The 24,214-nt window shown below is 47.0% G+C and carries 20 protein-coding genes; 7 read left to right on the top strand and 13 right to left on the bottom strand.

Features of this window, described 5'->3' with window-relative positions; all coding sequences use genetic code 11:
* Positions 1–59: 59 nt before the first annotated feature.
* Positions 60–1,454 (bottom strand): hypothetical protein, encoded by a 1,395-nt coding sequence (locus tag ACOCLE_RS15165; protein ID WP_419533174.1) that lies wholly within the window; start codon positions 1,452–1,454, stop codon positions 60–62.
* 14 nt (positions 1,455–1,468) lie between these two features.
* Between ACOCLE_RS15165 and ACOCLE_RS15160 the strand changes: the two genes are divergently transcribed.
* Positions 1,469–2,749 carry an ISKra4 family transposase gene (locus tag ACOCLE_RS15160; RefSeq protein WP_419532972.1) on the top strand — a complete coding sequence of 427 codons (1,281 nt, stop codon included), beginning with the start codon at positions 1,469–1,471 and terminating at the stop codon, positions 2,747–2,749.
* Positions 2,750–3,017: 268 nt separating this feature from the next.
* Complete coding sequence (gene pyk / locus ACOCLE_RS15155; protein WP_419533173.1) at positions 3,018–4,148, top strand: pyruvate kinase; 1,131 nt, start codon at positions 3,018–3,020, stop codon at positions 4,146–4,148.
* 156 nt (positions 4,149–4,304) lie between these two features.
* Here the strand turns inward: pyk and ACOCLE_RS15150 are convergent, their stop codons facing one another.
* Positions 4,305–4,835 (bottom strand): Crp/Fnr family transcriptional regulator, encoded by a 531-nt coding sequence (locus tag ACOCLE_RS15150; RefSeq protein ID WP_419533172.1) that lies wholly within the window; start codon positions 4,833–4,835, stop codon positions 4,305–4,307.
* 94 nt (positions 4,836–4,929) lie between these two features.
* On the opposite strand from ACOCLE_RS15150, the gene ACOCLE_RS15145 reads away from it, so the two are divergent.
* The 3 genes from ACOCLE_RS15145 to ACOCLE_RS15135 are packed head-to-tail and all read left to right on the top strand — an operon-like array spanning position 4,930 to position 7,340.
* Positions 4,930–5,349: a sterol desaturase family protein gene (locus tag ACOCLE_RS15145; RefSeq protein WP_419533171.1), complete on the top strand. Its 420-nt coding sequence runs from the start codon at positions 4,930–4,932 to the stop codon at positions 5,347–5,349.
* A 47-nt stretch (positions 5,350–5,396) separates the two neighbouring features.
* Positions 5,397–6,902 carry an IS66 family transposase gene (tnpC, locus tag ACOCLE_RS15140; RefSeq protein WP_419532963.1) on the top strand — a complete coding sequence of 502 codons (1,506 nt, stop codon included), beginning with the start codon at positions 5,397–5,399 and terminating at the stop codon, positions 6,900–6,902.
* A 30-nt stretch (positions 6,903–6,932) separates the two neighbouring features.
* On the top strand, positions 6,933–7,340 hold the full coding sequence (locus tag ACOCLE_RS15135; RefSeq protein ID WP_419533170.1) for a sterol desaturase family protein: 408 nt from the start codon (positions 6,933–6,935) through the stop codon (positions 7,338–7,340).
* A gap of 80 nt (positions 7,341–7,420) precedes the next feature.
* Here the strand turns inward: ACOCLE_RS15135 and ACOCLE_RS15130 are convergent, their stop codons facing one another.
* From ACOCLE_RS15130 to ACOCLE_RS15115, 4 genes are all read right to left on the bottom strand, one after another.
* Entirely contained in the window at positions 7,421–8,047 is a 627-nt protein-coding gene (locus ACOCLE_RS15130) for a class I SAM-dependent methyltransferase (RefSeq protein WP_419537215.1), read from the bottom strand.
* Between the two features lie 527 nt (positions 8,048–8,574).
* Positions 8,575–10,047, bottom strand: coding sequence for an amino acid permease (locus ACOCLE_RS15125; RefSeq protein WP_419533169.1), 1,473 nt, complete (start codon positions 10,045–10,047; stop codon positions 8,575–8,577).
* Between the two features lie 224 nt (positions 10,048–10,271).
* Entirely contained in the window at positions 10,272–13,433 is a 3,162-nt protein-coding gene (locus ACOCLE_RS15120; protein WP_419533168.1) for a glycoside hydrolase family 2 TIM barrel-domain containing protein, read from the bottom strand.
* An 83-nt stretch (positions 13,434–13,516) separates the two neighbouring features.
* Complete coding sequence (locus ACOCLE_RS15115) at positions 13,517–14,944, bottom strand: amino acid permease (protein WP_419533167.1); 1,428 nt, start codon at positions 14,942–14,944, stop codon at positions 13,517–13,519.
* Positions 14,945–15,242: 298 nt separating this feature from the next.
* On the opposite strand from ACOCLE_RS15115, the gene ACOCLE_RS15110 reads away from it, so the two are divergent.
* Positions 15,243–16,415 (top strand): hypothetical protein, encoded by a 1,173-nt coding sequence (locus tag ACOCLE_RS15110; protein ID WP_419533166.1) that lies wholly within the window; start codon positions 15,243–15,245, stop codon positions 16,413–16,415.
* 105 nt (positions 16,416–16,520) lie between these two features.
* On the opposite strand, the gene ebgR is transcribed toward ACOCLE_RS15110, so the two are convergent.
* The 7 genes from ebgR to ACOCLE_RS15075 form a co-directional block, all read right to left on the bottom strand.
* Positions 16,521–17,495 (bottom strand): transcriptional regulator EbgR, encoded by a 975-nt coding sequence (ebgR, locus tag ACOCLE_RS15105; protein ID WP_419533165.1) that lies wholly within the window; start codon positions 17,493–17,495, stop codon positions 16,521–16,523.
* A gap of 135 nt (positions 17,496–17,630) precedes the next feature.
* The gene (locus tag ACOCLE_RS15100; RefSeq protein ID WP_419533164.1) at positions 17,631–18,209 is read right to left on the bottom strand and encodes a disulfide bond formation protein B; all 579 of its coding nucleotides are present in this window, start codon (positions 18,207–18,209) and stop codon (positions 17,631–17,633) included.
* 68 nt (positions 18,210–18,277) lie between these two features.
* On the bottom strand, positions 18,278–18,922 hold the full coding sequence (locus ACOCLE_RS15095; RefSeq protein ID WP_419533163.1) for a thioredoxin domain-containing protein: 645 nt from the start codon (positions 18,920–18,922) through the stop codon (positions 18,278–18,280).
* A 97-nt stretch (positions 18,923–19,019) separates the two neighbouring features.
* Positions 19,020–19,916 (bottom strand): ribosome biogenesis GTPase YlqF, encoded by an 897-nt coding sequence (ylqF, locus tag ACOCLE_RS15090; protein WP_419533162.1) that lies wholly within the window; start codon positions 19,914–19,916, stop codon positions 19,020–19,022.
* A 219-nt stretch (positions 19,917–20,135) separates the two neighbouring features.
* A complete protein-coding gene (locus ACOCLE_RS15085) occupies positions 20,136–20,714 on the bottom strand; it encodes an HAD family hydrolase (protein WP_419533161.1) in 579 nt (192 codons plus the stop codon).
* 333 nt (positions 20,715–21,047) lie between these two features.
* Positions 21,048–21,938: an IS982 family transposase gene (locus ACOCLE_RS15080; RefSeq protein ID WP_419533099.1), complete on the bottom strand. Its 891-nt coding sequence runs from the start codon at positions 21,936–21,938 to the stop codon at positions 21,048–21,050.
* A gap of 272 nt (positions 21,939–22,210) precedes the next feature.
* The gene (locus ACOCLE_RS15075; RefSeq protein WP_419533160.1) at positions 22,211–23,011 is read right to left on the bottom strand and encodes an oxalate:formate antiporter; all 801 of its coding nucleotides are present in this window, start codon (positions 23,009–23,011) and stop codon (positions 22,211–22,213) included.
* Positions 23,012–23,131: 120 nt separating this feature from the next.
* On the opposite strand from ACOCLE_RS15075, the gene ACOCLE_RS15070 reads away from it, so the two are divergent.
* Positions 23,132–24,022 (top strand): IS982 family transposase, encoded by an 891-nt coding sequence (locus ACOCLE_RS15070; protein WP_419533099.1) that lies wholly within the window; start codon positions 23,132–23,134, stop codon positions 24,020–24,022.
* Positions 24,023–24,214: the final 192 nt, after the last annotated feature.

Raw genomic sequence — 24,214 nt, 5'->3', positions numbered from 1 at the left:
GGGAAATACAAAGTCTGCTGAAAGTTAAAAATGATAGCAATTTTGTATTTCCCAGCTCTTCAACCAGATTGATACTGAAAACTCATCTCTTCATCATTATCAACTCCTGAAATATCATCTATGGTTGTTAAACGTATTCGAAGCTTATTAAAATCGATTCTAATTAAATCAGACCTACAGCAGATATTTTTTATATATTTGTAAAAATCTTCTGCTTGCTTAGGTGTAATTTTTTCATCTTCTCCATCAAAGCTTGAAGCAACAAAAGGCAGGTTTTTCTTAATAACACACTGAAGTTTTTCTTGCAGTTTTCTGAGTTCGCCCACTCTATCAGAGCCAGTCAAAGAAATCACAGACATCAAGTCGATTATTGGTTTCTTTAACCGACTCTTGCAAAGCTGATCCCACCCCTCGTTCTCTTCCAAAGTTATTCCTTTTTCAAAATGAGTACAATGTATCACCCGCCTAATTTCATCCCCAAGCCAGCACAGCCTGGCTGGGATATCATAGCATTCTCTATAACCATCTATTGTTTCTATAAATTTACAAAAGTCAGCAAATTTAAATGCAACCATCTTTCCATTAAAAATACGTTCTGTGAGATATTTTTTAAGTTGCCTAGACTGTCGACTATTTATTACAGCTTCGTTTTCTCCCTCTGATAATTCAATTATCCCTGAGTCTACCACTCTTTTTTGCAGCTCAGACAATTGTGATTTTGGCCTTTCACTAACTACTATTGTTATTAGTAACTCTTTAATTGCATCCCCGTAGTGCCCGGAGATTAAAGCATACCAGCATGGCTGGAGATCCTTAGGGCATCCACCTTTAGCATCACGAAGGCGATTCATTTTTTCTTCGATATCACCAACCAATACATCAATTGTGTGAGGCCAATCCATCGCTGTCTCAGTAGGAATCCGCTTCTTTTTGACTAGAGGCACTCCTTGTTGAGAAGGCCGGGCGATGTCTTTTTTCGATGATGTTGGCTCTTGCTGATCTGGTTGATGCTCTACTAGCTTCGGAGTATGTGCGGAGGTTACTAGTGTAGGTTGCGCATCTGCCTGAAGTTTCCTCTTCTTAGAAAACTTATGTTGGCTTGATGACCCTGCTTCAGAAGATAGCTCAGCTTCTACTGCGGGGTATTTTCCTGAATCACTTTTTGCGGCTTTAGACTGAATCAGCTTACCCCTGACTCGACCAAGCATCCCTTCAAACTGCTCAACTTCATTCAGAAGTTCACTTGCAGACATCTCCTTATCATTAAGATAACTTTTCACCTGATCATCAGGCAGGGCATCAATGGCTTTAAAATCCATTACATTAGTAACCCACCCTTTAAAATCACTTATAGCAGCAAGTTTAAGCTTAACTCCTGTATCACCGGGTGCTCTCTCTGAATGATTGAAACAATAGTGCTCTATTTTCACAGCTACTATGGGAACACCACTCATAATAGTTAACTGTCATGCCCGCTTCTGTTATTTCCAGCTCTACCAAAAGCATCGTTTTGCAAATTGAAGTTTCTATAGATTCAGGCAACATGCTGAATCTTGAAGATAGTTTACAGCGTGCACTCAATGAAGCCGGGCAGCTTGGAACAAAAGAGTTATTGGGGCTATTTGAATCACCCAATAAAGAACCTATCGTCGTTAATCAGCAGAAGTGGAACTACAAAGGAAAGGTTCTTAAGCACTATGAAACCTTATACGGTCGTATACCTTTGGAGCGCTCCGTATATCAGGGTGTCAGAGGTGGCAGTACTCTGGCAGCACTTGATCTTCGTGCCGGTATTATTGGTTCAGCTACCCCCAAATTTGCCAAGTCTATCGCCTGGAAATACAGCCAGATGCCAGCGCCTGCGGTAAAAGAAGATTTTGAGACCAACCATCAAAGGACGCTTTCAAATTCTTATATCAAGCATTTATCGGACAGAGTAGGTGCATTAATTGAAGACCAGCAAGACACTCACTACCACCTTCCTCCACTAAAAGAGCCTGTTGAAACAATAGCCATTGGTCTGGATGGAACCTGCATGCTGCTTTGTGAAGAAGGCTGGAGGGAAGCCATGTGTGGGACATTGAGCCTATATTCTGCAGATGGAGACAGGCTCCACACGATATATACAGCCAGTTCGCCAGAGTATGGTAAACAAAGCTTTATGAGCAAGCTCGACGAGGAGATTGCAGATCTAAAACGACTCTACCCAAATGCCACATACATCGGGGTAGCTGACGGGGCTAGAGAAAACTGGAGTTATTTGAAACAACATACCTCTGGGCAGATACTCGATTTTTATCATGCATCTGAATATTTAGCTGGAGCAGCGGAAGCACTGTTTCCAACCAGTAAGGCGAAGCGACACCAGTGGCTTGAAGACAGGCTACATAGTTTGAAAAACAAGCGTGGAGCAGCCAAAAAAATCCTTCAGGAAATTGAATCAGCCGAGCTCCCGAAAAAGACAATCGCACTGACAGAGAAGCGCTACAAAGCTGTGAGCTATTTTACAAACAATCACCAGTTAATGAATTATCATCAGGCGCTTAAACGCCATTGGCCAATAGGTTCAGGAGTTACTGAAGCGGCTTGTAAGACTCTGGTAAAGCAACGATTATGTGGTTCTGGAATGAGGTGGAAAGCAACAGGAGCGGAAGTGCTTTTGACAACAAGAGCACTGATCCAGAGTAAGGGGCGCTGGGAACAACTTTGGTCTGAGTTCATGACTGGAAAGGTTGAAGCTAACCTATGAGTCAGTTATCAAATTGAGAGAGCACCCGACCTATGATTGCTCTTGATTTATTGGTTAAGAGTTGGGAGTTAATAATCAGTATTCAAACAGATTTTTACTTTCTCATTAAATAGCCAGTATTTTAGGTTGATAATGTGAGGTTTTCAAAAGTGTCAGCGTTCATTTTATAGCGTTGTATGCTTGGCCTTTTCGGAGTTTTTCAGGCGAGTGATAAAAACATTGTTTATAAATGATAAGGTGTTTAATTAAACCTATTGGTCCAATGGTTATGCTGAAAGCGATTAATGTTTGGAAAGTGCTATTTTTAATTTTCAGCATTTTTGTTGCAACCACTGCCTTCTGTCATTCAGGAAATAAGGATGGAAGTACTAAACTTATCTCTTCTCTTGGCCCTGGTAGCCTTCAGCGAATTAATGCTCTGCTGGCAAATACGGATATTGTCAGGTTAAATTTTTCTCATGATTCGCATGTCGAGCATGTGCGTACTTTTTTTCGGGTTCAAAGCTGGTCTTTATTCAACAATAAACCAATTGCAGTAATGGCTGACCTTCAGGGCCCTAAAATCCGGCTGGGGAACTTCGCCAATAAAGAAGTTCATATACATAAAGGTGATGTTTTCACGCTATCAACGGATACCAGTATTACCGGTGATCGGTCAAGAGTTTCGGTGGATTATCCATTCTTGGTCAGTGATGTGATTCATGGCGATGTGCTGGTTATAGGAGACAACCTGGTAAACCTCAAAGTTTTACAGGCAGATGATGGTGAAATTGTCTGTGAAGTGCTCAATGATGCTGTTGTTGGTAGCAGGAAGGGTATTAATAAAGTTGGAGGGGGGATTTCGGCTCCTGCATTCACAGAAAAAGATAAAGCGGATCTGACCATGGCTTTATCAATGGGGGTTGATTATGTAGCAGTCTCCTTTGTGAAAAGTGCACAGGATATTCTGGCGGTCAAAAAGCAGATAAACCAATTGCAGAGTTCGGCAAAAGTAGTTGCCAAGATTGAAACCCGGGAGGCGATTGATAATCTGGAGTCAATTATCGAGGCAGCTGATCTGGTGATGGTTGCCAGAGGTGATCTGGGGATTGAGATGGGTATTGCTAAGGTTCCTTTCCTGCAGAAAAAGATCATCCAGGTGGCCAAAAGCCTGGGTAAGAAAGTGATTGTTGCCACCCAGATGATGTCTTCCATGATGACGAATCCAACCCCGACAAGAGCTGAGGTCTCTGACATTGCCAATGCGGTTTATGACGGTGCAGATATGATTATGTTCTCAGAAGAGACAGCCGTGGGAAAGTATCCGGCACTTGTTGTGCAGATTGCCAGAGAGATTATCAGGTCAGCCGAAGGCTCGGCTGAGGATCTTGCTGGTTTATTGCATTTAAACGCCCGTTGAAGTGAAGAGAAGGCGTTTAGATTGGTCGTATATTTGAATGAGAGCTAATCCATTCGAGCATTTCTGATCTATCTCTAATATTAAGAGAACCGTAGGACTGAGTGATATAACCAGATTTCACCAGAATGCCAACAGCCTTATGGGCTGAAAGCAGTGTCACTCCCAATATATCTGCCAGGTCAGACTGGCGGATTCGAACGCTGTTACTCTGTTACTCTGTTGCTTCTCTGCTTCTGACAACAACAGTTTGGCTGTTCTGACTGGCAAAGACAGACGACGCATGTCATCCAGTATTTCCAGGCTGGTATGCAGCCGGATCGCCAGCGAAGAAAGCATGAAACTGGTCAGTTCAGGGAGTTGGGTGCTGCACTTCTGATACTGTGGGGCGGTTAACTGAATAACTTCGACCATTCCATGAGCTTCGGCATGATGGGTTCGTGGTAGCCCGGCAAATACCGTAAACTCCCCAAAAGTTTCTCCCTGTTCAAGAATGCGGGTTAAACAGTACTGGCCATCAAGGCCATAATTCCCGATTTTGACCTGCCCTCGGTAGACGACAGATAACCCAGGCGTATTATCCCCGCGGGCATGAATAACCTCTCCATCCTGGTAAGTCAGGCAGCTGCCATAACCCTTCAGCTGCTCCAGTAATGTGTCTGGAAGGAAGTGGAGATTTCCTGTCTCCATAAAATACTCTCTGAATTACATAAAACTATATATTTGGTGATTTCAGCAGTTGTTAACCTGCATGACAAGAATAATAACAATAAGGTTTGGATGTATGAGTTATCAGGCTGTGATCATGTTGATCTTTCTGGGCTTCGCCATTATTGAGGGGATAAAGGGGAGCCTCTTTTCAAAAGCCAGTGAAGTCAGTGATGACTGGCGGGTCGAGCTAATCAGCACCGTTATTCTATTGGCTGCAACCCAGCCTTTTATCCTGTTTCTGGTTGACCAGCTGATGTTTTTGGGATGGCCACAGCTGAAAGACAGTCTGGTAAACGTTCCAGTGATCTGGCAGATCGCCTTGTTCCTGGTGTTTGATGACATGATGCAATACTGGTGGCACCGTGCCAGTCATACCTTTATTCCACTGTATAAACTGCATCGTGCTCACCACAATGCCCGTTATATGAGCGTCCGCATTGTCTATCGAAACGTAACTATTCAGCACCCTTCATATAAATCTGGAATTTTCTGATTTTTCGACCATCATCTTATACTCAATTTTTCTAACAAATCTCCAGTATGGAACCAGACTTCCCAGCTACTCCGTTTACCGAAGCTCTCCTTAAAGAGAATGAAGAGCTTCGGACCGAGAATGCGCTTTTACGGGAACGTTGCAGCGAACTGGAAGAAAGGGTTAATAAAAACAGTCAAAACAGTAGTAAGCCACCATCGTCAGATGGTTATCAAAAGCCCAGTAAAAAAGGGAGTGATAAAGGTGATACATCTTCCAAAGAAGCCCCCTGCTCCTCACAGGAAACACCGAACCCCAAAAGCCTTAGACCATCTTCAGGCAATAAACCAGGTGGCCAGAAAGGTCATCAAGGCTCTTGTTTGAGACGTGTCGCCTTACCCGATTATGTCAGGCATCTGAAGGTTGAAAAATGTTGCTGTTGCCAGTCTTCGCTTATCGATATTAAACCCACCAAATACATTGAGCGACAGGTTTTTGATCCAGGTAGACCCGGAGAATTTGAAGTTACCGCGTACTGGGCAGACGTTAAAGTATGTCCTTGTGGTAAACGGAACACCGCTGAGTTTCCCCAAGGAGTGAAAGCCGCTGCTCAATACGGAGAAGTGACTCAGGCAATGGCTGTTCATTTAAACCAGTATCACTTCATCCCATATCACCGGGTGTCTGAGTATTTCAATACTATTTATTGCATGAGTGTCAGCGCAGGCTCTGTTGCCAATTTTGTTGCCTATACCCATGAGAACCTGGCCTCTACTGAGCAGAGTATCCGCGATGCTTTACAAGAAAGTCCGGTTGCAGGAGCGGATGAAACTGGCATGCGGGTTGACGGTTCACTGTGGTGGTTACACATTATGCGAGATGACCAATGGACGCTTTACTACCTCTCAGAAAGGCGAGGTTGTGAAGCAATGGATGCAATGGGCATCCTGCTGACTTTTGCAGGCATTCTGGTTCACGATCATTGGAAGTCCTACTTTGCCTATGCGGCAGTGCATGTGCTTTGTAATGCCCATCATCTGAGAGAGCTTCAGGGAGTTGTCGATAGGGATGCGAATAAGCTGGCTCTGCGGCTGATGAAATTGCTTACGCTCTCCTGGCACTTCTGCAAGAAATACAAAGCAGCCGGTCTGACTCAAATGCCTGGTGCAATACAGCTTCGCATTGAGACGATATACGACCAAATCCTTCAAAGGGCTCTCACGAAGGAAACCGCTTATATGGAAAAACAACGACAGGTGCTTGGACGTAAGAAGGTCAGGAATACCAAGGCCTACAACCTGTTCAAAAGGCTTATTGAGTTTAAGGTTGAAACGTTGCGCTTCATGTCGGACTTTTCAATTCCCTTCGATAACAATGGCAGTGAACGTGATGCCAGGATGGCCAAACTTAAGCAGAAGATCTCAGGCTGCTTCAGAAGCGAAGACGGAGGTACCATGTTTACCCGAATCCGAAGCTATTTATCATCTGCTAAAAAGCAGGGGTTGAACATATTTCAGGCGCTTCTTAAAGCGGTTCGAAATTACAACAATACGCCTTTGCTGGGTGCTGAATAGTTACATCGAAACAATCTGTTCTTCTATTTTATGATGCCCTCTATCTGGCTTTCCGGTGTTCTTATCTACCTGGGGTTTGGCTGGGTCTATGCCGGTTATCTTATTGTGAAACTGACCGTGATTATCGGGGCCCATTCAGAATGGAAGTGGGATGCTGTTTTGTATCGACATAAAGCCCTGCACCCAGTCGCCTGGGTGATTGAACGAGTTATTTCAACGCCTTCTACTCACTCGGCGCATCATGGGCTGAATAATGAGGATGGTATTACCCATTACAAAGGCAATTACGGAAACCTGTTGTTTTTCTGGGATGTGTTGTTTGGCACAGCAAAAATTACCCGACAGTATCCAGAAGAGTATGGCGTCAGTGGTATGTTGAAGTCAGACTGGAAAGAGCAATTGATCTGGCCGTTGTATAAAACGCCGAGAAAACGGTAACTTGTTAATGCCGTAGGCGTGCCTGATTTTATTCCATCAAGTGGGGCGGTATCATCGCCCCTGCTCTATGGAATGCTCAGTTATTTATGACCGATAACGACTGCCATTTCATCCCCATCAACCCAGGGGTTACCGCGTAAATCACTGTAGGTTGCCTGAATTTTCAAATCGTGTTGCTCAAGTTCATTGCTCAACATGTCATGGGTGAAGTGCTGCAGCCAGTTGTAGACGGTCCATTTCCTCTGTTCTTCACAGATGACATACTTGTCCAGAGTGACCAGTTCAGGTCTATACAGGAAGGAAGATTGAATACACCAATAGTCCTGGGCACTCCAGAAACCGTTCATAGCGTTTCTGGCGAGGGTGATAGCCTCTGCCTGCTTCTCAAACCGGGTAGAGGTATAGACATCCAAGGCGATAACCCCATTCGGTTTCAGCACCGACTTAAACTTTCCCAGCAACCTGGTACGTTGAGATGGGTTCAGTGCGCAAAGGTCACACATCACTAATGTGATCAAATCAAACTGCCGTGAATCGTGGTAGTCCAGGTAATTGCCCAGATGGTATTCGATGTGCAGGTTCGCTTGTTCTGCCTGCTGACCGGCATATTCGAGGGAGTTTTGCGAGAAATCGAGACCGACGACAGTGCCTATACCCTGTTTTTTCAGGCGCTGGGTGTAAAGTCCGGGACCGCAGCCAAAGTCGATGGTTGCTGAAGATTGGTTAAGGCCAAACGCTGAAATGAGTCAGTCGACTGATTCGTCAATAAAATCAAAGGATCTTGAGGCAGCGTTAATATCAGGGTTCAGGTGATATGCCAGCATTTGTCTGGCAATATGACGATCTGTCCACAAGACTTCCGCAGTGTAAGCTGACCACACAACAGGCTGAGTCGTTGCTTCATTAAGTTGTTTAAACATGTTTGTAATTACGACAATAAGTGAATGCGCCGTCCTTACATTCTATAGAGCTGTTAATTAGCCTGAAATGATGCAGGGACGCTGATCAAATTCCGATTGATAACGATGAAGATGATTCATTCTAAGTACCTCCTTATAGGCAGAGTTTGAGACGCGCGGAAACTACCAGCGAATGGATAGGCGATCAAGTGTGCGTTCTTTTTTTCATTGTCAGCTCATTCCTTTGGTTTAGCTCAGCTTTGCTTATTCAGTGAGAATATGAGAGCTGGCAGCATCCAGTTCTGAATACTGCCAGAAGGCTGTGGTAATACGAGTTACGGTGTCTGTGCTACCACATTAAAGTAGGACGTGTCGTTCGGGTTTTTAGTCCGCCAGCGGTTGAAGATGATGCTGCAGTAAATGAATACCGCCACAATGCTCATCGGTCCAAGAATCAATTGAATCAATGAGCCCATGAAGTTTGCGTTCCAGCTTTCCGGGCTGGGTACAAGAGCCGTAACGGTAGCAGCGGTAAAAATGATAACAATAGGCATAACCGCCAGTAATGCCCAGAAGCGCCCCTTGCCCAGAAAGTAAAAATCCCGCTCGTAATCCGGATTCTCGGAGTCCCAGCGAAGTTTGATATAACCAGCCACCAGAAACAGAACGGGCAGAGTAGCAGCGCCGCCATTCAGGTTTTTAACGGCTACCAGTATGGTATTCATTTCTGCACTGAACTGTCCGAGCATAAACAGAATCATGATGACAGACACCAGTGCCCCCTGCATTTTCAGGGCATTGACTGGCGTTCCCTCATGATTAACCTCGGAGAGCTTATCGCCAAAGATACCTTTTGGCGCATCAACAAACAGCATCTTCACCGGTGCTGCAGTCCATAGCATCAGTGAGCCACAGAAGGTCGTGATCAGCATGAACAGGGCAATCACATTGGTCCACCAGACCGGGAAACCAAGTTGCTGGAATACTGCATAAATAGCAGACAACAGACCAAGGCTGGCGGCCTCTTCAGCAGGCAGTACCATGGCGACCATGATCGAGGCAATGATCATGATGGTTGAGAAAATAAAGACATTCAGCAGAACACCGATGCGGAAATTGCGTTCGCCACCCTGAATATTGCGCTTATATGCCGCCAGGGCTTCCAGGCCACCCAGTGATTGCAGGGCCCAGGACATGGAGGCGATTCTGGACCATGACAGGTCAATCTCTTCAATAAACTGTGGAATAACCGGTTGCCCCTCAAAGGTTATGGTACCGGTCATCAGCGTGTAGGCTGCGGCAATAATGAACAGTATTGTTAGGCCAAAACCGGCATAGCCAGCCGATGATAGAATGCGAGACAACCACTTTGGTCCTTTCATGGACACCCAGGTCGCTACCCAGAAAATGGCGATGGAAACCACACTGATGATGGGCTTGAACCAGCTCTCACCGGTTAGCTCAGCGACATAGGGACCGTCTCCGAATATGGTGTAGAGGAAATAAGTGATGACATTGGGCAGAAGGTCTACAAAGAAGAAAATGTTTACATAAAAGTAAAAAAATCCACCGATAAAACCGAACTTTCTACCCAGAACCAGATTTAACCAAGTCTGGTACCCGCTCTCTGAATCCGCCAGTTTCCGGATGGACGAAAATTCGATGACCATAAACGTATATGGAATTGCATAGACCAGAGTGGCGATCGCAAACAGTATCCAGGAGTTATAACCCCACCCGGTATACTGATTGACGATACCCCTGAGGATAAATCCCCCACCGGCAATCGAAAAAAACAAGAATGTCATTAAAGACATCTTATAGCGTTGATCGGGCGTCGCAGACATACCAATTTTTCCTGTTTGGGTGTTGTTGAATCGGTTGTCCTGTCGTTCTGGTTGGGAGGGAGGGCGGGGAAGCCATGCGACAAAAGACAGTGTTAGTGGGTTATGTTCGTCAGTATGGCTTCTCGTGCATCTGGCCGTTTGACAACAGCCAGATGCGTCGAGAAAGCAATGGTTAAAAAAGTGACCTATCGATTAGTGGGTCTGACAGGTTTCATTCGGAATGAATAACGATAGGGCTGGGCCGGAAGCTGGTAAGCTTTTGGCGGCAGTGATCCCCAGGAATTCTGACCGCCGGTACCCATCTGGGCCAGATCGATATTCCAGGTGGTCAGGTTGCCGGGCTGAACGTCAATGCCGTGTTTACGGGTCATGGGGGTTAAGCCTGAGGCACCCATGCCGCCGACATCGGCAACAAAATCCAGCTCTTCCGCCGCGAATGGCCAGGCACTGGTGTTCAGCAGCTGGTCCTCGGCCATGGCTTCCAGACCGAATCCATCACGATCCATCAAGCGAACCCAGCGGACATCGGTTTTGTTACCGCTTTCCTGAGGTCTTGGGTAAGCATGGAACTGCTCCCAGGTTGTGCCGCCGTAAATACCGGCTTTGGCACCCTTGCGATCCGCGTAGGTTTCCACTGGGCCCCGGCCAAACCACTGCATATACTGAAACTCTGCTGGCAGCGTCAGCTGTGTGCCAACCCGCATCATCATTGGCAGTTCTCGATTGCCTGGTGTGAATTCGGTTTCAACCTTGATCTCACCATCGGCAAAAATGGTGTAATTCAGGGTGTACTCACAGGCAACGGTAGGCAGGTTGAAGTGGGTAGATACTTTCACTTCGTGAGTAGAAGGTGCGGTGACCTCAATGAAAGACAATTGACGTTCTTTCGCCGCATTTCTCCAGATATCGGCCCATTCAAAGGCTTTTGCACCCAGATCGTTATCAGTCAGTCCACGCCAGAAGTTGGGTTCAAGGCCTGTGCAGATCATATTACGACCAGCTACTGAGAACTCGGTCATCTGGCCATTCTGACGATCAAAATGCACTGTAAAGTCAGTACCTTTGATTTCAATGGTCGCGTCAGACTGATGAAGCTCCAGCGTCTGGTGATCGTCAATAGTGGGCTGCTGATATGCAAGACGATCAGTGATATTGAACTGATCCCAGGCGTATTCATAGCCAGAACCAACAAAGGCCTCTTCATTCCTGCTGACTGCGCTCAGGGTAACCAGATACTCTCTATTATCATTCAGTGCCAGGTTTTCCAGAGATACCGTCAGTGTTTCGCGCTGATCAGGAGCAACGGACACAGTGCCCAGGCTGCCTTTTGCTACTTCATGACCATCAGCGGTAATCTGGTAACGGATTTCCAGGTGATCAAGGCCAATAAAGTCGTAGCGGTTTTCTACCTCAAACTGACCAGCTGTTGCGTCAACCGCATGGAAGCGTACAGGCTGATACACTTTCTTCACTTCGGCCATATGAGGGTGTGGTGTCCGGTCAGGTGCTACCAGGCCATCATTCATAAAGTTACCATCGGTTGGCATATCCGGATGGTAATCCTTGCCGTAACCCCAGTACTTTTGACCTTTTTCATTGGTCAGCTCCAGGGCATGGTCCATCCACTCCCAGATAAAACCGCCCTGCAGGCAGTGGCTGTGATCAATGATCTTCCAGTAGTCGTTGAGGATGCCGACTGAATTACCCATGGCATGGGCATACTCAATCATGATCATTGGACGGCCGTCGTTCTGCCGGGCAAACTCTTCCAGGCGCTCGAGCGTTGGGTACATCGGGCAGACAATGTCGGTATATGGTGCTTCACCGGCTGGCTCATATTGCACAGGACGGCTGCTGTCTTTCTCTTTCACCCAGTTGTACAGGGTTTCAAAGACACAGCCTTTGCCTGCCTCATTACCCATGGACCAGATGATCACACAGGCGTGGTTCTTGTCCCGCTCTACCATGGCCTGCATGCGGTCCAGATGCGCCGGAATCCAGGACCCGGTATCACCAATCTGGGTTTCCGGTTTCAGAGCCAGTGGATGGGATTCGATATTGGCTTCATCGACAACATAGAGACCATGTTCATCACAGAGCTGATACCAGCGGGAATGGCAGGGGAAGTGGCTGGTACGCACCGCGTTGATGTTGTGCTCTTTCATCAACCGGATATCGGTGAGCATATGCTCTTCGGTTGGAACGTGACCCAGTGTCGGGTGCAGCTCGTGGCGGTTCACCCCTTTGATCTTGATGGCTTTGCCATTAACGGTCAGCTGACCATCGATGATCTCTACATGACGGAAACCGATCTTGTGGCTGGTGGTTTCGATAACCTCACCCTGCTCATTGGTCAGGGTCATCAGCAGGGTATAAAGGTTGGGTGCCTCGGCACTCCACAGGCGTGGGTTGGCCACTTCTCCGGCAAAGTTCAGGCTTTGTTCAGTGCCTTCCCGGGTGAATGACTCGGTACAGACAATGATCGGATCAAAACCTTTGGCATCATCCAGCAGCTGTGCCTTGAGGGTGAGTTGGGCGGCATCGCTTCCGTAGTGCTTAAGATCAACGCTGAGACTTAATGACCCCTGGGTAAAGGTTGCATCCAGTTCAGGTTTGCAGTGGAAGTCATAGATACGGCTTTTGCCTGTGGAATAGATAAAGACTTCCCGCTCAAGCCCGGACATATCCAGCATGTCCTGCTTTTCCAGGTAGCTGGCGTTGGACCAGCGGAAGATCTCCAGGGCAATGGTGTTAGCACCCTCACGGACATAGGCACTGATGTTGAACTCGGCAGGGTTCTTGGCATTCTGGCTGTAACCAACCCGTTGCCCGTTAATCCAGATAAAGGTGGCTGTGCGGGCTCCCGCCAGTTGCAGGAAAATTTCCCGGCCAGACCAGCTCTGATCCAGAGTAAACGTACGACGATAAGAACCTACAGGGTTGTAGTCTCTGGGCACTTCCGGCCATTCGGTGGTAAAGGGAAAGCGTTCATCCAGATAGATGGCCTTATCAAAGCCCTGGGCTTCCCAGTTACCGGGAACCTGAATACTGTCCCAGCCGTCAACATCAAAGCTTTCCTGATGGAAACCCCGTGGACGGGACTCTGGATTGATGGCGCAGTTAAACTGCCACAGGCCATTCAGTGAGAGATAGTTGCCGGCTTTTTCGGGTTGATTATTGATCGCCAGGGATTCATGACTGAATGGAAAGGCGTGAGGTCTTGGTGCTTCTTTATTGATGCCATTGATACGGTGATCTTCCATAACCGCCGGCACATGATTGATCTCTTCGTACAGATCGATGACCTTTTGTTCGTCACCTTTGCTGGAAAAAACGACTGCGCTCATACAAAAATTCCGGGTCAGTGAAGCCACCCGCCAGCTCTGCTGGCTGATGGCTTTATACAAATGGTTGAAAAGGTTGTCTGTTATCAGGAGAAAGCGGCGGCAGTAGTGCGAACCTGACTTTCAGGCTGCTGACGCTTCAGGTAACGGCTGTACCAGAGGTTGGCGGCACCCAGGAAGATCACTACACCAGAGACGTTGTAGAGCAGTACCTGCATGATGTTGCTGCCGGTTGGGAAGGTGGCGGCCAGGAAGCCAATGGTGAAAATGGTCAGCAGCATGACGGTAATCACCACACCCACTTTGGCAGAGCCCATGCGGAAGTCACGTTCGATATGGTCATGCTTCAGGCGCAGCATGATGTAAGACGCCATGATGAAGATAGGTGGCAGCATCGCAGTTGCTGCAGTCATATTGATGGTGGTATTCATCAGTTCCTGGGCGGTTTCACTGCCCAGTGCAGGGATGAACATCAGCGGAATCACGATAAAGAACTGGGCCCAGGCTGCACGTTCAGGCACACCGTGCTGGTTCAGTTCAGTCGTTTTCTCACCGTAAATACCTTTGGGGATTTCAGAGAAGTGAATTTTTACCGGAGTGGCAGACCACATCAGCAGGCTGCCAAACATGGCGATAAACAGAACCACACCAACAATGCGACCGGTAATAACGGTTGAGAAACCGTAGTGATTGGCCAGTCCGGTAAATACTTCCACCATACCACCAGTGAATGAGAGTTCAGCGCGTGGTACGAACACGTTGATCAGTAGGGAACCGGCTGCGTACATCACGCCAATGAACAGGCCTGCAGCAACAATAACTTTAACAAAAGTTTTAGCACCACCTTTCACATCGTTCAGGTAAACCGCAACACTTTCTGCGCCACCGGCCGCCTGGAAAATCCAGCACATAATGCCCAGGGTTGCCCAGTTGATGGTCGGGCTCAGAGCCTCCATGGTGATGGGGTCTGCTGGCTCAAGTCCACCAACCAGCGCACCACCGGCCAGGAAGATATAACCGAGCGTCAGGGCCAGAACAACAGAAGCAACTACCGAAGTGATCTTGCCCAGCCAGCTGGCTCCACGGGTAGAGACGAAGGTTGCCAGAGCAAACAGTGCAGTAGAGAGAATCGCTGTAGCCATGGGTGAGAAGGTTTGCTCGTAACCCAGCAGTGCATAGGATGCATAGGCAATAACGTTGGGCAGGAGCGAAGTAAACCAGAACAGGTTTACAAAGAAGTAGGTGAATGAGCCCAGGTAAGCCGCGCGGTCACCCAGAGGGGTCTTCAGCCAGTCGTACATGCCGGACTCGGAGTTTTTATTGGCGGAAACAAACTCGGCAACGATGAAGACAAACGGAATGAAATAGAAAATCGTGGCAAAAAGGAAGATAGGGGCAGAACTGAGGCCCAGCTCAATATTGTTGTTCACAATATTACGAACGTTGAATACTGCGGTAAACGTCAGGGCCAGCAGGGCAAATTTGCCTATGGTCCCGCGGTTGTTTTCACTCATGGTCGCTCCGCCTGGTATTTTTATCGAACAGTGTGTTTGCTTATTTTTTGCGTTTATTTTTACGCAAATTTTTACTTGGCGTGATCCTAGCGTTGTTGTGTTTGTTTTTGTTTGATCGAGATCAAGTTTTGTTTGAGGGGTGATTAAAAAAGTTGCGCGGCTGCTGTAGGTGTGCAGAGGTTAACAAATGATTGCATTGTTGGAAGTCGAGGGTTCTTATGAGTTTTTATTTCTGAACTATCTTCGAAATTAAGGGTCTTTTACCACGATTGAACAAAAAATATAGCAGGTCAATGTTATGGATAGAGTGAACTCACCTGTTTCTCCGCCTGCAGTGGGAAACCTTATCCCTGTCTCACCAGATGTGGAATGTGATGATAAGGATATGCTTGCAAAGCTAGACGCGCTTCCTTCTGTAAGGAGATTACCTGTTCCTCCTACAAGACAGCAGGACGAGCTACTTCAGAAAACTCTAGATAAATACAAAGTTACTGCTCAAAAAGCGGTAGTGCGCCCCGAAGCAGTTATTAATGGTATTTTTAGAGGTGCTTCCTACTCCTGTCAGGCGTTTTTCCCCAAGTTTCCTATGGTACCTCGATGGATTCCTGTGATTCAGGGAGGGGCATCCTATTTTATCGGCGTGAAAAATACGGCTTTGATTTTATTCGCGGCAGGGGTTGGCGCTGGAGGTTTTGGCTTTCTCTCTGGTTTATCAGAGAAAGCCAGAGAAATTCATCTAAAGACTCCTGAAGAAAATTTGAAAGCCAAGAAAGAGTCCCTCGATGCTGATATTAAATATTACAAGGGGAAAATTGCTAGTGCCCGAGAAGATATTCTTAGAGAGAAAAAGGCTTGGCATCAAATAGCCCCGGAGTCGAAGATAAATACTCCTAATAAAGTGTTCGCGGAATTACAGGATACTCTAATTCAGGTTTCTGAAATGACGAAGGAGGCAAGTGTGCGCTTCTTTGAGAAGGAGTTGGAGGTTCAAAGTAGACGGGTTCAGGAATGTAAAAAATTAAGAGATCAGCTGCAAAAAAGCGTGCATTTAGATGATCGACTAGAGTACCTGAAAGCAGAGCTCGACTTTCAAAACGAAACTGAGGCTTTGGATAATTTAAGGGAGTGTTTGGAGAGCGCTAGGACGGCACAAATACATGATGAGTCCGAGCATATTGAGAGGCAGAGAGAAGTCTCTGACATAATTACTAAAAGTAAATTTCAAGCTCTGAATGAAATTTACCAAAGATACCTAAAGGCAGAGAGCGTATTAAAATCTGCAGAATCTGATTTGTTAAGAGTACATACAGAGCTAGTATCTGTCCGTAAAGATGAACAGCAGATTTTGCTGGCCAGGCAGAGAGGAATGACACCGACCAAGGAGGATAAGGATGTACCTCGTCTTGGAGCTCCTGTTGCCACTGCAAGTATTACTCAGCCACCGCAGGCGGCTGGTTCACAGAATACATAAACTCAAAAGAGAGCCTTTTGTATTTTGCGGGCCAATATTTGGCCTCCCAATTTTATTCATCGCTAGAGTTTTAAGTAACCAGCCGATCATTCTTCCGTTAATTTGTCAGGTGGTTCCGCGGTGTTTGAGCGTTGCTGGTATGGTCATGCACAACGGTATACGACGCTCATCGCGAATCTGGTCTGAAAGCAGATTTACCGCCTGAATGCCCATCAACTCTGATTCCAGCCGGAAGGTAGAGAGAGGGGGGAAGGTAAAGCGGGCTGTAGGAATATCATTGATGCTGATCATCGAGAGATCCTCAGGAATGCGGATATTGCTTTCATGAAGTGCTCTTAACACCCCAATGGCAATGGAGTCTGAGGCGACCAGAAACGCTTTAGGGTATTCTTCTTCCAGCATCTGTTTGGCCAGGCGATAGCCAGACGCGCTGGAAAAGTCGCCGCGATAAATATCTCCGGCATTAACCACTTTCCGGGAACGCCCATACTCCAGAAATGCGGACTCCCTGACATCTATGGTTTTACCGGCATCCTGCCCGCCAATAAAGCCAATGCGCTGATGGCCCTGTTGCATAAAGTAGTCAATGGCGTGTTGACAGATCCGGGCAAGGTCGGTGTAAACGCAGTCAAACTCATCGTGTTGATAATCGACACAGACGATTGGCAAGGTGTGTTTTTTGCTGGTAATTTTCAGCGCATCGTCGTTTTCTGGACGAACTCCCACCAGAATGACGCCATCAGTTCCGTCAGGTACCGGTTGCTCAAATGCATCGTACTGGCGTGTTAACTGAATGTTCAGCTTCTTGCACTGCAGCTCAATCCCGTACCGGATGGAGAGATAATAAGGGTCATTGATTTCAACCGCTTCGGGGTAGCCAAACCGGGCAAGAAACTGATAGCTGGTCGCTGGTGTTTCTTTGCGGCTGCGAGTGGTGCGATACTGCAGTTTTTCAGCGATTTCAAAGATGGCGTGGCGGGTTTCTGCTTTTACGCTGATGGAAGGGTCGTCATTCAACACCCTGGATACTGTGGATAAAGAGACCCCGGCCTGTTGGGCGATCTCCTTTAACGTGGCCATGTTTACTCCGGCATAAATAATGTGCTGAATATTCTGGAGAGGAATGTATCACAGAATTCTAAAGCCAGGTAAAAAATAGTAAAATTTTACCTGGCTGATGGAAAGACATCGATTATTGAAACCGATGTCAGCTGCTCAGGGCTTCTTAAAGAGAGTGGAGTATGTGGAACTGATAATGCAGGTTGCCGCTGCCAGCAGATAGATTGAGAAAATCACCACCATCCACTCGGCCATATTCAGGGTCAGGAAAGTCCAGTCATCGGCACCGCAGATTCCTGTGGGCATGAACATGGAGGGCCACCATTCATAAAGCGGCAGGTCGAAAGGGAAGATCGGACGGAAGCTGCAGCTGGACGTAAATGGATTAAATTCGGCATAGTCTGCAGTTTGCGCAATGGCTTCCTTCAATCCATACAGTGCACCGGCGATCCAGAGACCGTAGCCTGTGATTCTCAGCAGCGGATTGGTTGGTGAAACGGTGATAACCAGCGGAGCAAACATCAATACCAGTACTGCAAGCCGTTGATAGACACAGCGCTCACAGGGATCCATATGCAGAATATACTGAAAACCCAGGGCGCACAGTTCCAGAAAGAGCGCTGTGGCAAACATAATGAGCCAGGTGACTCGTAAATTCTGCCAGCCATGAATGGTTTGCAGGGGGCTCTCTTTCAAGTTTTGAAAAGGGCTCTTGGAATTCTGTTCAGCAGCCAATGGTCGGGTCCCTCACGAAGTTACCTATGGCTTTCCAGTTGGGAAACCGGAAAGCCATCAGCTCTGTTTTATTTTGTGTCTTCCACTGGAAGTTTGGTCAGGTAGGTAATCAGTGCGTTCAGATCGTCGTGGGACTTCAGACTGCCCATGTTGATCAGGTAACGGTTATTGACCATAAAGCTGGGAACGGCATGAACGTATTCTCCATACTGATTCCAGTCCAGCACGGTTTTCATGACCATCAGGTTATTCTGGTTAGCCTCGAAATCAGACTGTTTCAGCCCGGCCTTTTCCATGGTCTGGAAGAAGTCCGTATCATTCCTCCAGTCGCCCTTGCGCTCCACATGAATGCGATTGAACAGTGCCTGTTTGACAGCGTTATGGCGGGGTGTGCCCTGGGTCATGGCCAGGGCCATAGTGGCCTGTTTGGCATACGAACCCATAAAGTTCATGTGCGCTTGCTTGAATTCAATGTTCTGCTGGCCCAGCCATCCTTTCAGAGTAACCAGAGGCCCTTTTTCCCACTGATAGCAACCACCGCAGTAGATGGAAAACAGTTCGGTCACGGTTGGCTTAGTATAAGCTGGAAGCCCTTTAACGACTTCATAATGGGTTCCTTCCTGAAACCGGCTCGCATTTTGAGTGCTGTCCGTTGCTTTGGCAAAAGCCATCATCGGAAATGCAAACATAAGTACCAATAACAACTTTTTCATCGGTATTATTTTCCTGTAGTCCTGTTCAACAGTGTGATTATAGAGAGGTTAACATTGTCTACCAGACACTAATCTCAGTGTCTGGTAAATATATTGGTTATTTTTTAGCCTTTTCTGCTTCGCTGGCCGCTTTTGCTGCTTCCATGGCCTTCTGTTGGGCTTCAATCATTTCTGGCGTTTCCAGGGTAATGCGACCCAGCTGGCCATCTCGAAATTCATTGATCAGAATTTCAGACACCTTATGGGTATCGGCAATACCGCCCCGGCGCATACAGCCTCTGCGCTGACCGATCCTATCAAACAGCTCGATACCGGTTTGCGGGATTTCCCTAAGCTGATAACGCTGCTGAAGTGCATTGGGGTAATGCTGCATCAGGAACTCGGCCAGATACATGGCAACGTCTTCGAACTCGATCACCGTGTTTTTGATCGCACCGCTGATGGCCAGACGATAGCCACAATCTTCCGGATCAAGCTTTGGCCAGAGGAAGCCGGGGGTGTCCAGCAGCACAATATTATTGGGCAGTTTTATCCGCTGCTGCTGCTTGGTGACCGCTGGTTCATTACCGGTTTTGGCCACCGTCCGGCTGGCCAGAATATTGATGGTGGTGGACTTGCCCACATTGGGAATCCCAAGAATGATGGCCTTCAGCTGGCTGACATCCAGGTTTCGCTCAGGAACCATGGCGGGAGCCATGTCCAGTATGCTGCGAATTTTGTCCGGCTGCTTCAGGTTGACGGCAATGGCTTTCATACCGGAAGTACGGTTGATATGGTCTACCCACTGCTGGGTCACAGCCGGATCCGCCAGGTCGCTCTTGTTAAGAATCTTGATGCAGGGCGTGTCTCTGCGCAGGGAGGCAACCATCGGGTTCTCGCTGCTGAAGGGAAGTCGGGCATCCAGCACTTCAATGATCAGATCCATCTTTGGTATCACTTCACGGATCTCTTTTTTGGCCTTGTGCATATGGCCGGGATACCAGTTTATTGCCATCGTTGGATCTATCTTGCCTAAGTGAAAACGAGCTATTTTACTATGTATCGGGTGCGCCAAAAACCACCAATTTTAAAACAATCAGTTATATGAAGTGGTGGTGGTCTGCCGCGATCGTGCTGTTTGGCTGTTAGTCAGAACTTGCGTTTGAGTGATGGCTTCAAAGTGCAGGCAGAATCTGGAAGTGTCTCAGGCCAGAAAACGGTCTGTATCTGTTAGCTATGTGTATTTTCCAATGATGGATAGCAGGTCTTCAACATGGTGGGCAACGTAATCAGGCTTGTGCTGCCAGTTATCCGGCTCAGAATGGCTGTATGCAGCAGCGACTGAAATAACTCTGGCATGACTGCCCAGTGCTGACTGTAGATTCCGCGCAAACTGGGTATCTGCTTCATGGTCGCCAATGTACATAAGCAGTTGACTGTTGGTGTGACCAAACATGGTTTCAAGGCACTGTATGCCACCATATGGTGTCGGCTTTTGGTGGTCACTGGATACATCGTCATAGCCAACCACGGCTTTGAATGGCCTGTCTATACCATTGAGCTGCAGTACGCTGCGGATATTAAGTTGAGAGTTTTGGGAGCAGATCCCGTGGGAGAGATGTGAAAATTGCTGGATAACGCTGTTGATGCCCTTAAAAAGCCTGACGGGTGTCTGGTTCTTTTCCTGATGTTCTGCCCACATACTGCCAGCCTGGAGCATCTCTTCCTGTGTCATCCCATAATAATTAACGTATAAATCCTGCCAGTTCGCAGCGGCATGATTCGCCTCATGATACGCGCTTTCACTCTGCAAGTGCTTGGGTAAATTGTCACCAGTCAAGTGAGGAGCAACAATGGATAGGATCGCTTTTGTAATACTAACGCGATGTGCGACTTTGTCTGAAACTATCTCAAATTACTAGCCCGGATATTTCATAAACTGCCCCGAATCTCGGGCAGGACTTTGTCGCCCTAAGGGATTTTGTGAGGGAGTGCCGTACCGGGGAGTACGGTCGACCGAGCAAAACTCCCTTAGGGCGGCAAAGGACAAGCGAGAACGGGAGCACGTTTATGAAATATCCGGGCTAGCATGATGGTAAGTCCAAGTTGTATCTTCAAAATCACGCAATTATTTGCTTTCCGTTTTTTAATCTTCGGAAATAAGGTTCTCAAACTGTATTGCAGGACGACCAGCAATTATATTCAGATAAGAACCAATATTATGTGCCAGTAACTTCCGAGCGATACGTGATGTCATATGCCATCTATCTCGACAATGGCACTTTTCTATTTCAAAGCGCTCTGTCAATTGACCTATCACTGTTTCTATTCTCCGTCGTACCCGTAATACCAGCTTTACAAACGACTTCGGACGTTCATCTTGCATGTTTTTTCTCAGTGGCGTCTGAAGATCAATACCTAATTCCTGACAATCAGCTTTAAACTCAGGCCTTATATAGCCCTTATCGCCAAGCAAGAGGCCAGAAATGGTCTCGAGCATGTCATAGGCTGCATCACGCTCATCTACGTTCGCTGCGGTCAGAGTAAAACCCACAGGAATCCCTCGTGCTTCAACCAGCAAATGCCCCTGAAAGCCATAGAACTTCTTGTCCTTGGAAGCGCAGTAACCATAACCAGCCTCAGCTTTAAAGATACGGCTCTGTGGTGCACGGGTTCTGACGACAACATCAATCGGAAAACCATCGATTAAATGGATATCTGCATTATCTGCATGCATCATCTGGACTATACGAATTTGCAGTCGTTGTTTCACATGCCATAAGTTGGCGGCCTGTTTGACAAATGCCGAGCGTGAAGGAATGTCAGGAAACAGGTGTCGCCAGTGTCGGGTAAAATACTTCCAAATCTCAGTGTCCTTATGATGCCCAAGCCATTCACCGACAACTTCCATGGTGATCGCTTCACTATCAGTGAGCTTTGGTGGAAACCCTCGAAGTCGCAGTGGTACAGGAAAAAGCTCTTTTACCAAATCGTCGATCAAGCAGTAGACTGTAGTGATAAACTCTTCAACGGGCATGACTGAAACCTTCTTTGCTTTCTACTGCTTTTAATAGCAGAAAGCAGGATCAGTCATGTCTCCTTATGCAAACCTAAAAGTCGCACATGGCGTAATACTAATATTCTTTGGTATTGAGTTGACCAGTGTTCCATCGTAATCCCACAGTACTGCATCTAACTTCATGATCTGATTCATTCTTCCGCATATTAAAAAACATCATAAGCGTTGTACTCCGAACTAAACCAGAATACAACGTGGACTTTATGCTACTGATAAATAATATGCAGACATTACCCTGTAGCTGTATCTCGAAGCATCTGTAAATAATTTAAAGACAGGCGTTGTGCTTTCTTGCGTACTGTAATTACAGGGCTACGAAGTTCAAGGTAGAGTTTTACCGCATACTCCGTTGCATCCAGCAACGTTTCTTTTTCTGGAATGGCGACTGTTTTTTTCAGCTTTTCTGCAAAGTCAGGAAGCAGTTGCTCAATTTTACGGACGCCTCTTGCCTCATAACCTGCCTCTTGCAATGCCAGAGATCCTAATACTTGAGAGCGTAGAAAGCTTAAAAAGTCCAGGGTTTCAAAATACTCACCACGGCCTATTTTGGTGCCGGCATAATGGACCCATACCCAGAAACGATCTTCGATCCACTGGCCATTGGCTTCAGGATACGCTCCCTTACCCTGGCTAAGAGCCTCTTTTAAGCTGGAATCCCTTGCCCACAGGATAACCGGTTCATCAACCCGGATCGCTGCATCTTCTACTTTGATAAACTTGAAATCCACATGGAGCAGTTCAGGGCCGAAAAGGGTAATCAAAACCCGGGGTTCACCAACGTGTTCACCGGTAAATCCAGCCACCATATCGCCCAGTGCAGAAATTATGAGAACCCGGTCCTTCATGATGGAATCAAATGCCTGAGGCTCCACCGCGATGACCAGGTCCAGATCGCTGAAGATATCGAGTGTGTTGTCCGCATAGGAGCCGGAGGCTGCGATGCCGATAATTCTGGGATCGCTGATCAGTATTGGTAATGCCTGCTCAATAAACGCCTGATGAAGGCTGGGGAGAGAGTTTGGAAATTGCATGCTTTATCACTTAACTCTTACTGCTTTACGCCATGTGCGACTTTTAGGTTTGCATAAGGAGACATGACTGATCCTGCTTTCTGCTATTAAAAGCAGTAGAAAGCAAAGAAGGTTTCAGTCATGCCCGTTGAAGAGTTTATCACTACAGTCTACTGCTTGATCGACGATTTGGTAAAAGAGCTTTTTCCTGTACCACTGCGACTTCGAGGGTTTCCACCAAAGCTCACTGATAGTGAAGCGATCACCATGGAAGTTGTCGGTGAATGGCTTGGGCATCATAAGGACACTGAGATTTGGAAGTATTTTACCCGACACTGGCGACACCTGTTTCCTGACATTCCTTCACGCTCGGCATTTGTCAAACAGGCCGCCAACTTATGGCATGTGAAACAACGACTGCAAATTCGTATAGTCCAGATGATGCATGCAGATAATGCAGATATCCATTTAATCGATGGTTTTCCGATTGATGTTGTCGTCAGAACCCGTGCACCACAGAGCCGTATCTTTAAAGCTGAGGCTGGTTATGGTTACTGCGCTTCCAAGGACAAGAAGTTCTATGGCTTTCAGGGGCATTTGCTGGTTGAAGCACGAGGGATTCCTGTGGGTTTTACTCTGACCGCAGCGAACGTAGATGAGCGTGATGCAGCCTATGACATGCTCGAGACCATTTCTGGCCTCTTGCTTGGCGATAAGGGCTATATAAGGCCTGAGTTTAAAGCTGATTGTCAGGAATTAGGTATTGATCTTCAGACGCCACTGAGAAAAAACATGCAAGATGAACGTCCGAAGTCGTTTGTAAAGCTGGTATTACGGGTACGACGGAGAATAGAAACAGTGATAGGTCAATTGACAGAGCGCTTTGAAATAGAAAAGTGCCATTGTCGAGATAGATGGCATATGACATCACGTATCGCTCGGAAGTTACTGGCACATAATATTGGTTCTTATCTGAATATAATTGCTGGTCGTCCTGCAATACAGTTTGAGAACCTTATTTCCGAAGATTAAAAAACGGAAAGCAAATAATTGCGTGATTTTGAAGATACAACTTGGACTTACCATCATGCTAGCCCGGATATTTCATAAACGTGCTCCCGTTCTCGCTTGTCCTTTGCCGCCCTAAGGGAGTTTTGCTCGGTCGACCGTACTCCCCGGTACGGCACTCCCTCACAAAATCCCTTAGGGCGACAAAGTCCTGCC

The organism is Endozoicomonas sp., from assembly GCF_965196975.1.
Classification (GTDB): Bacteria; Pseudomonadota; Gammaproteobacteria; order Pseudomonadales; family Endozoicomonadaceae; genus Endozoicomonas.
The sequence above is the reverse complement of the archived record's forward strand: the minus strand, read 5'-3'. Positions and strand labels throughout refer to the sequence as shown.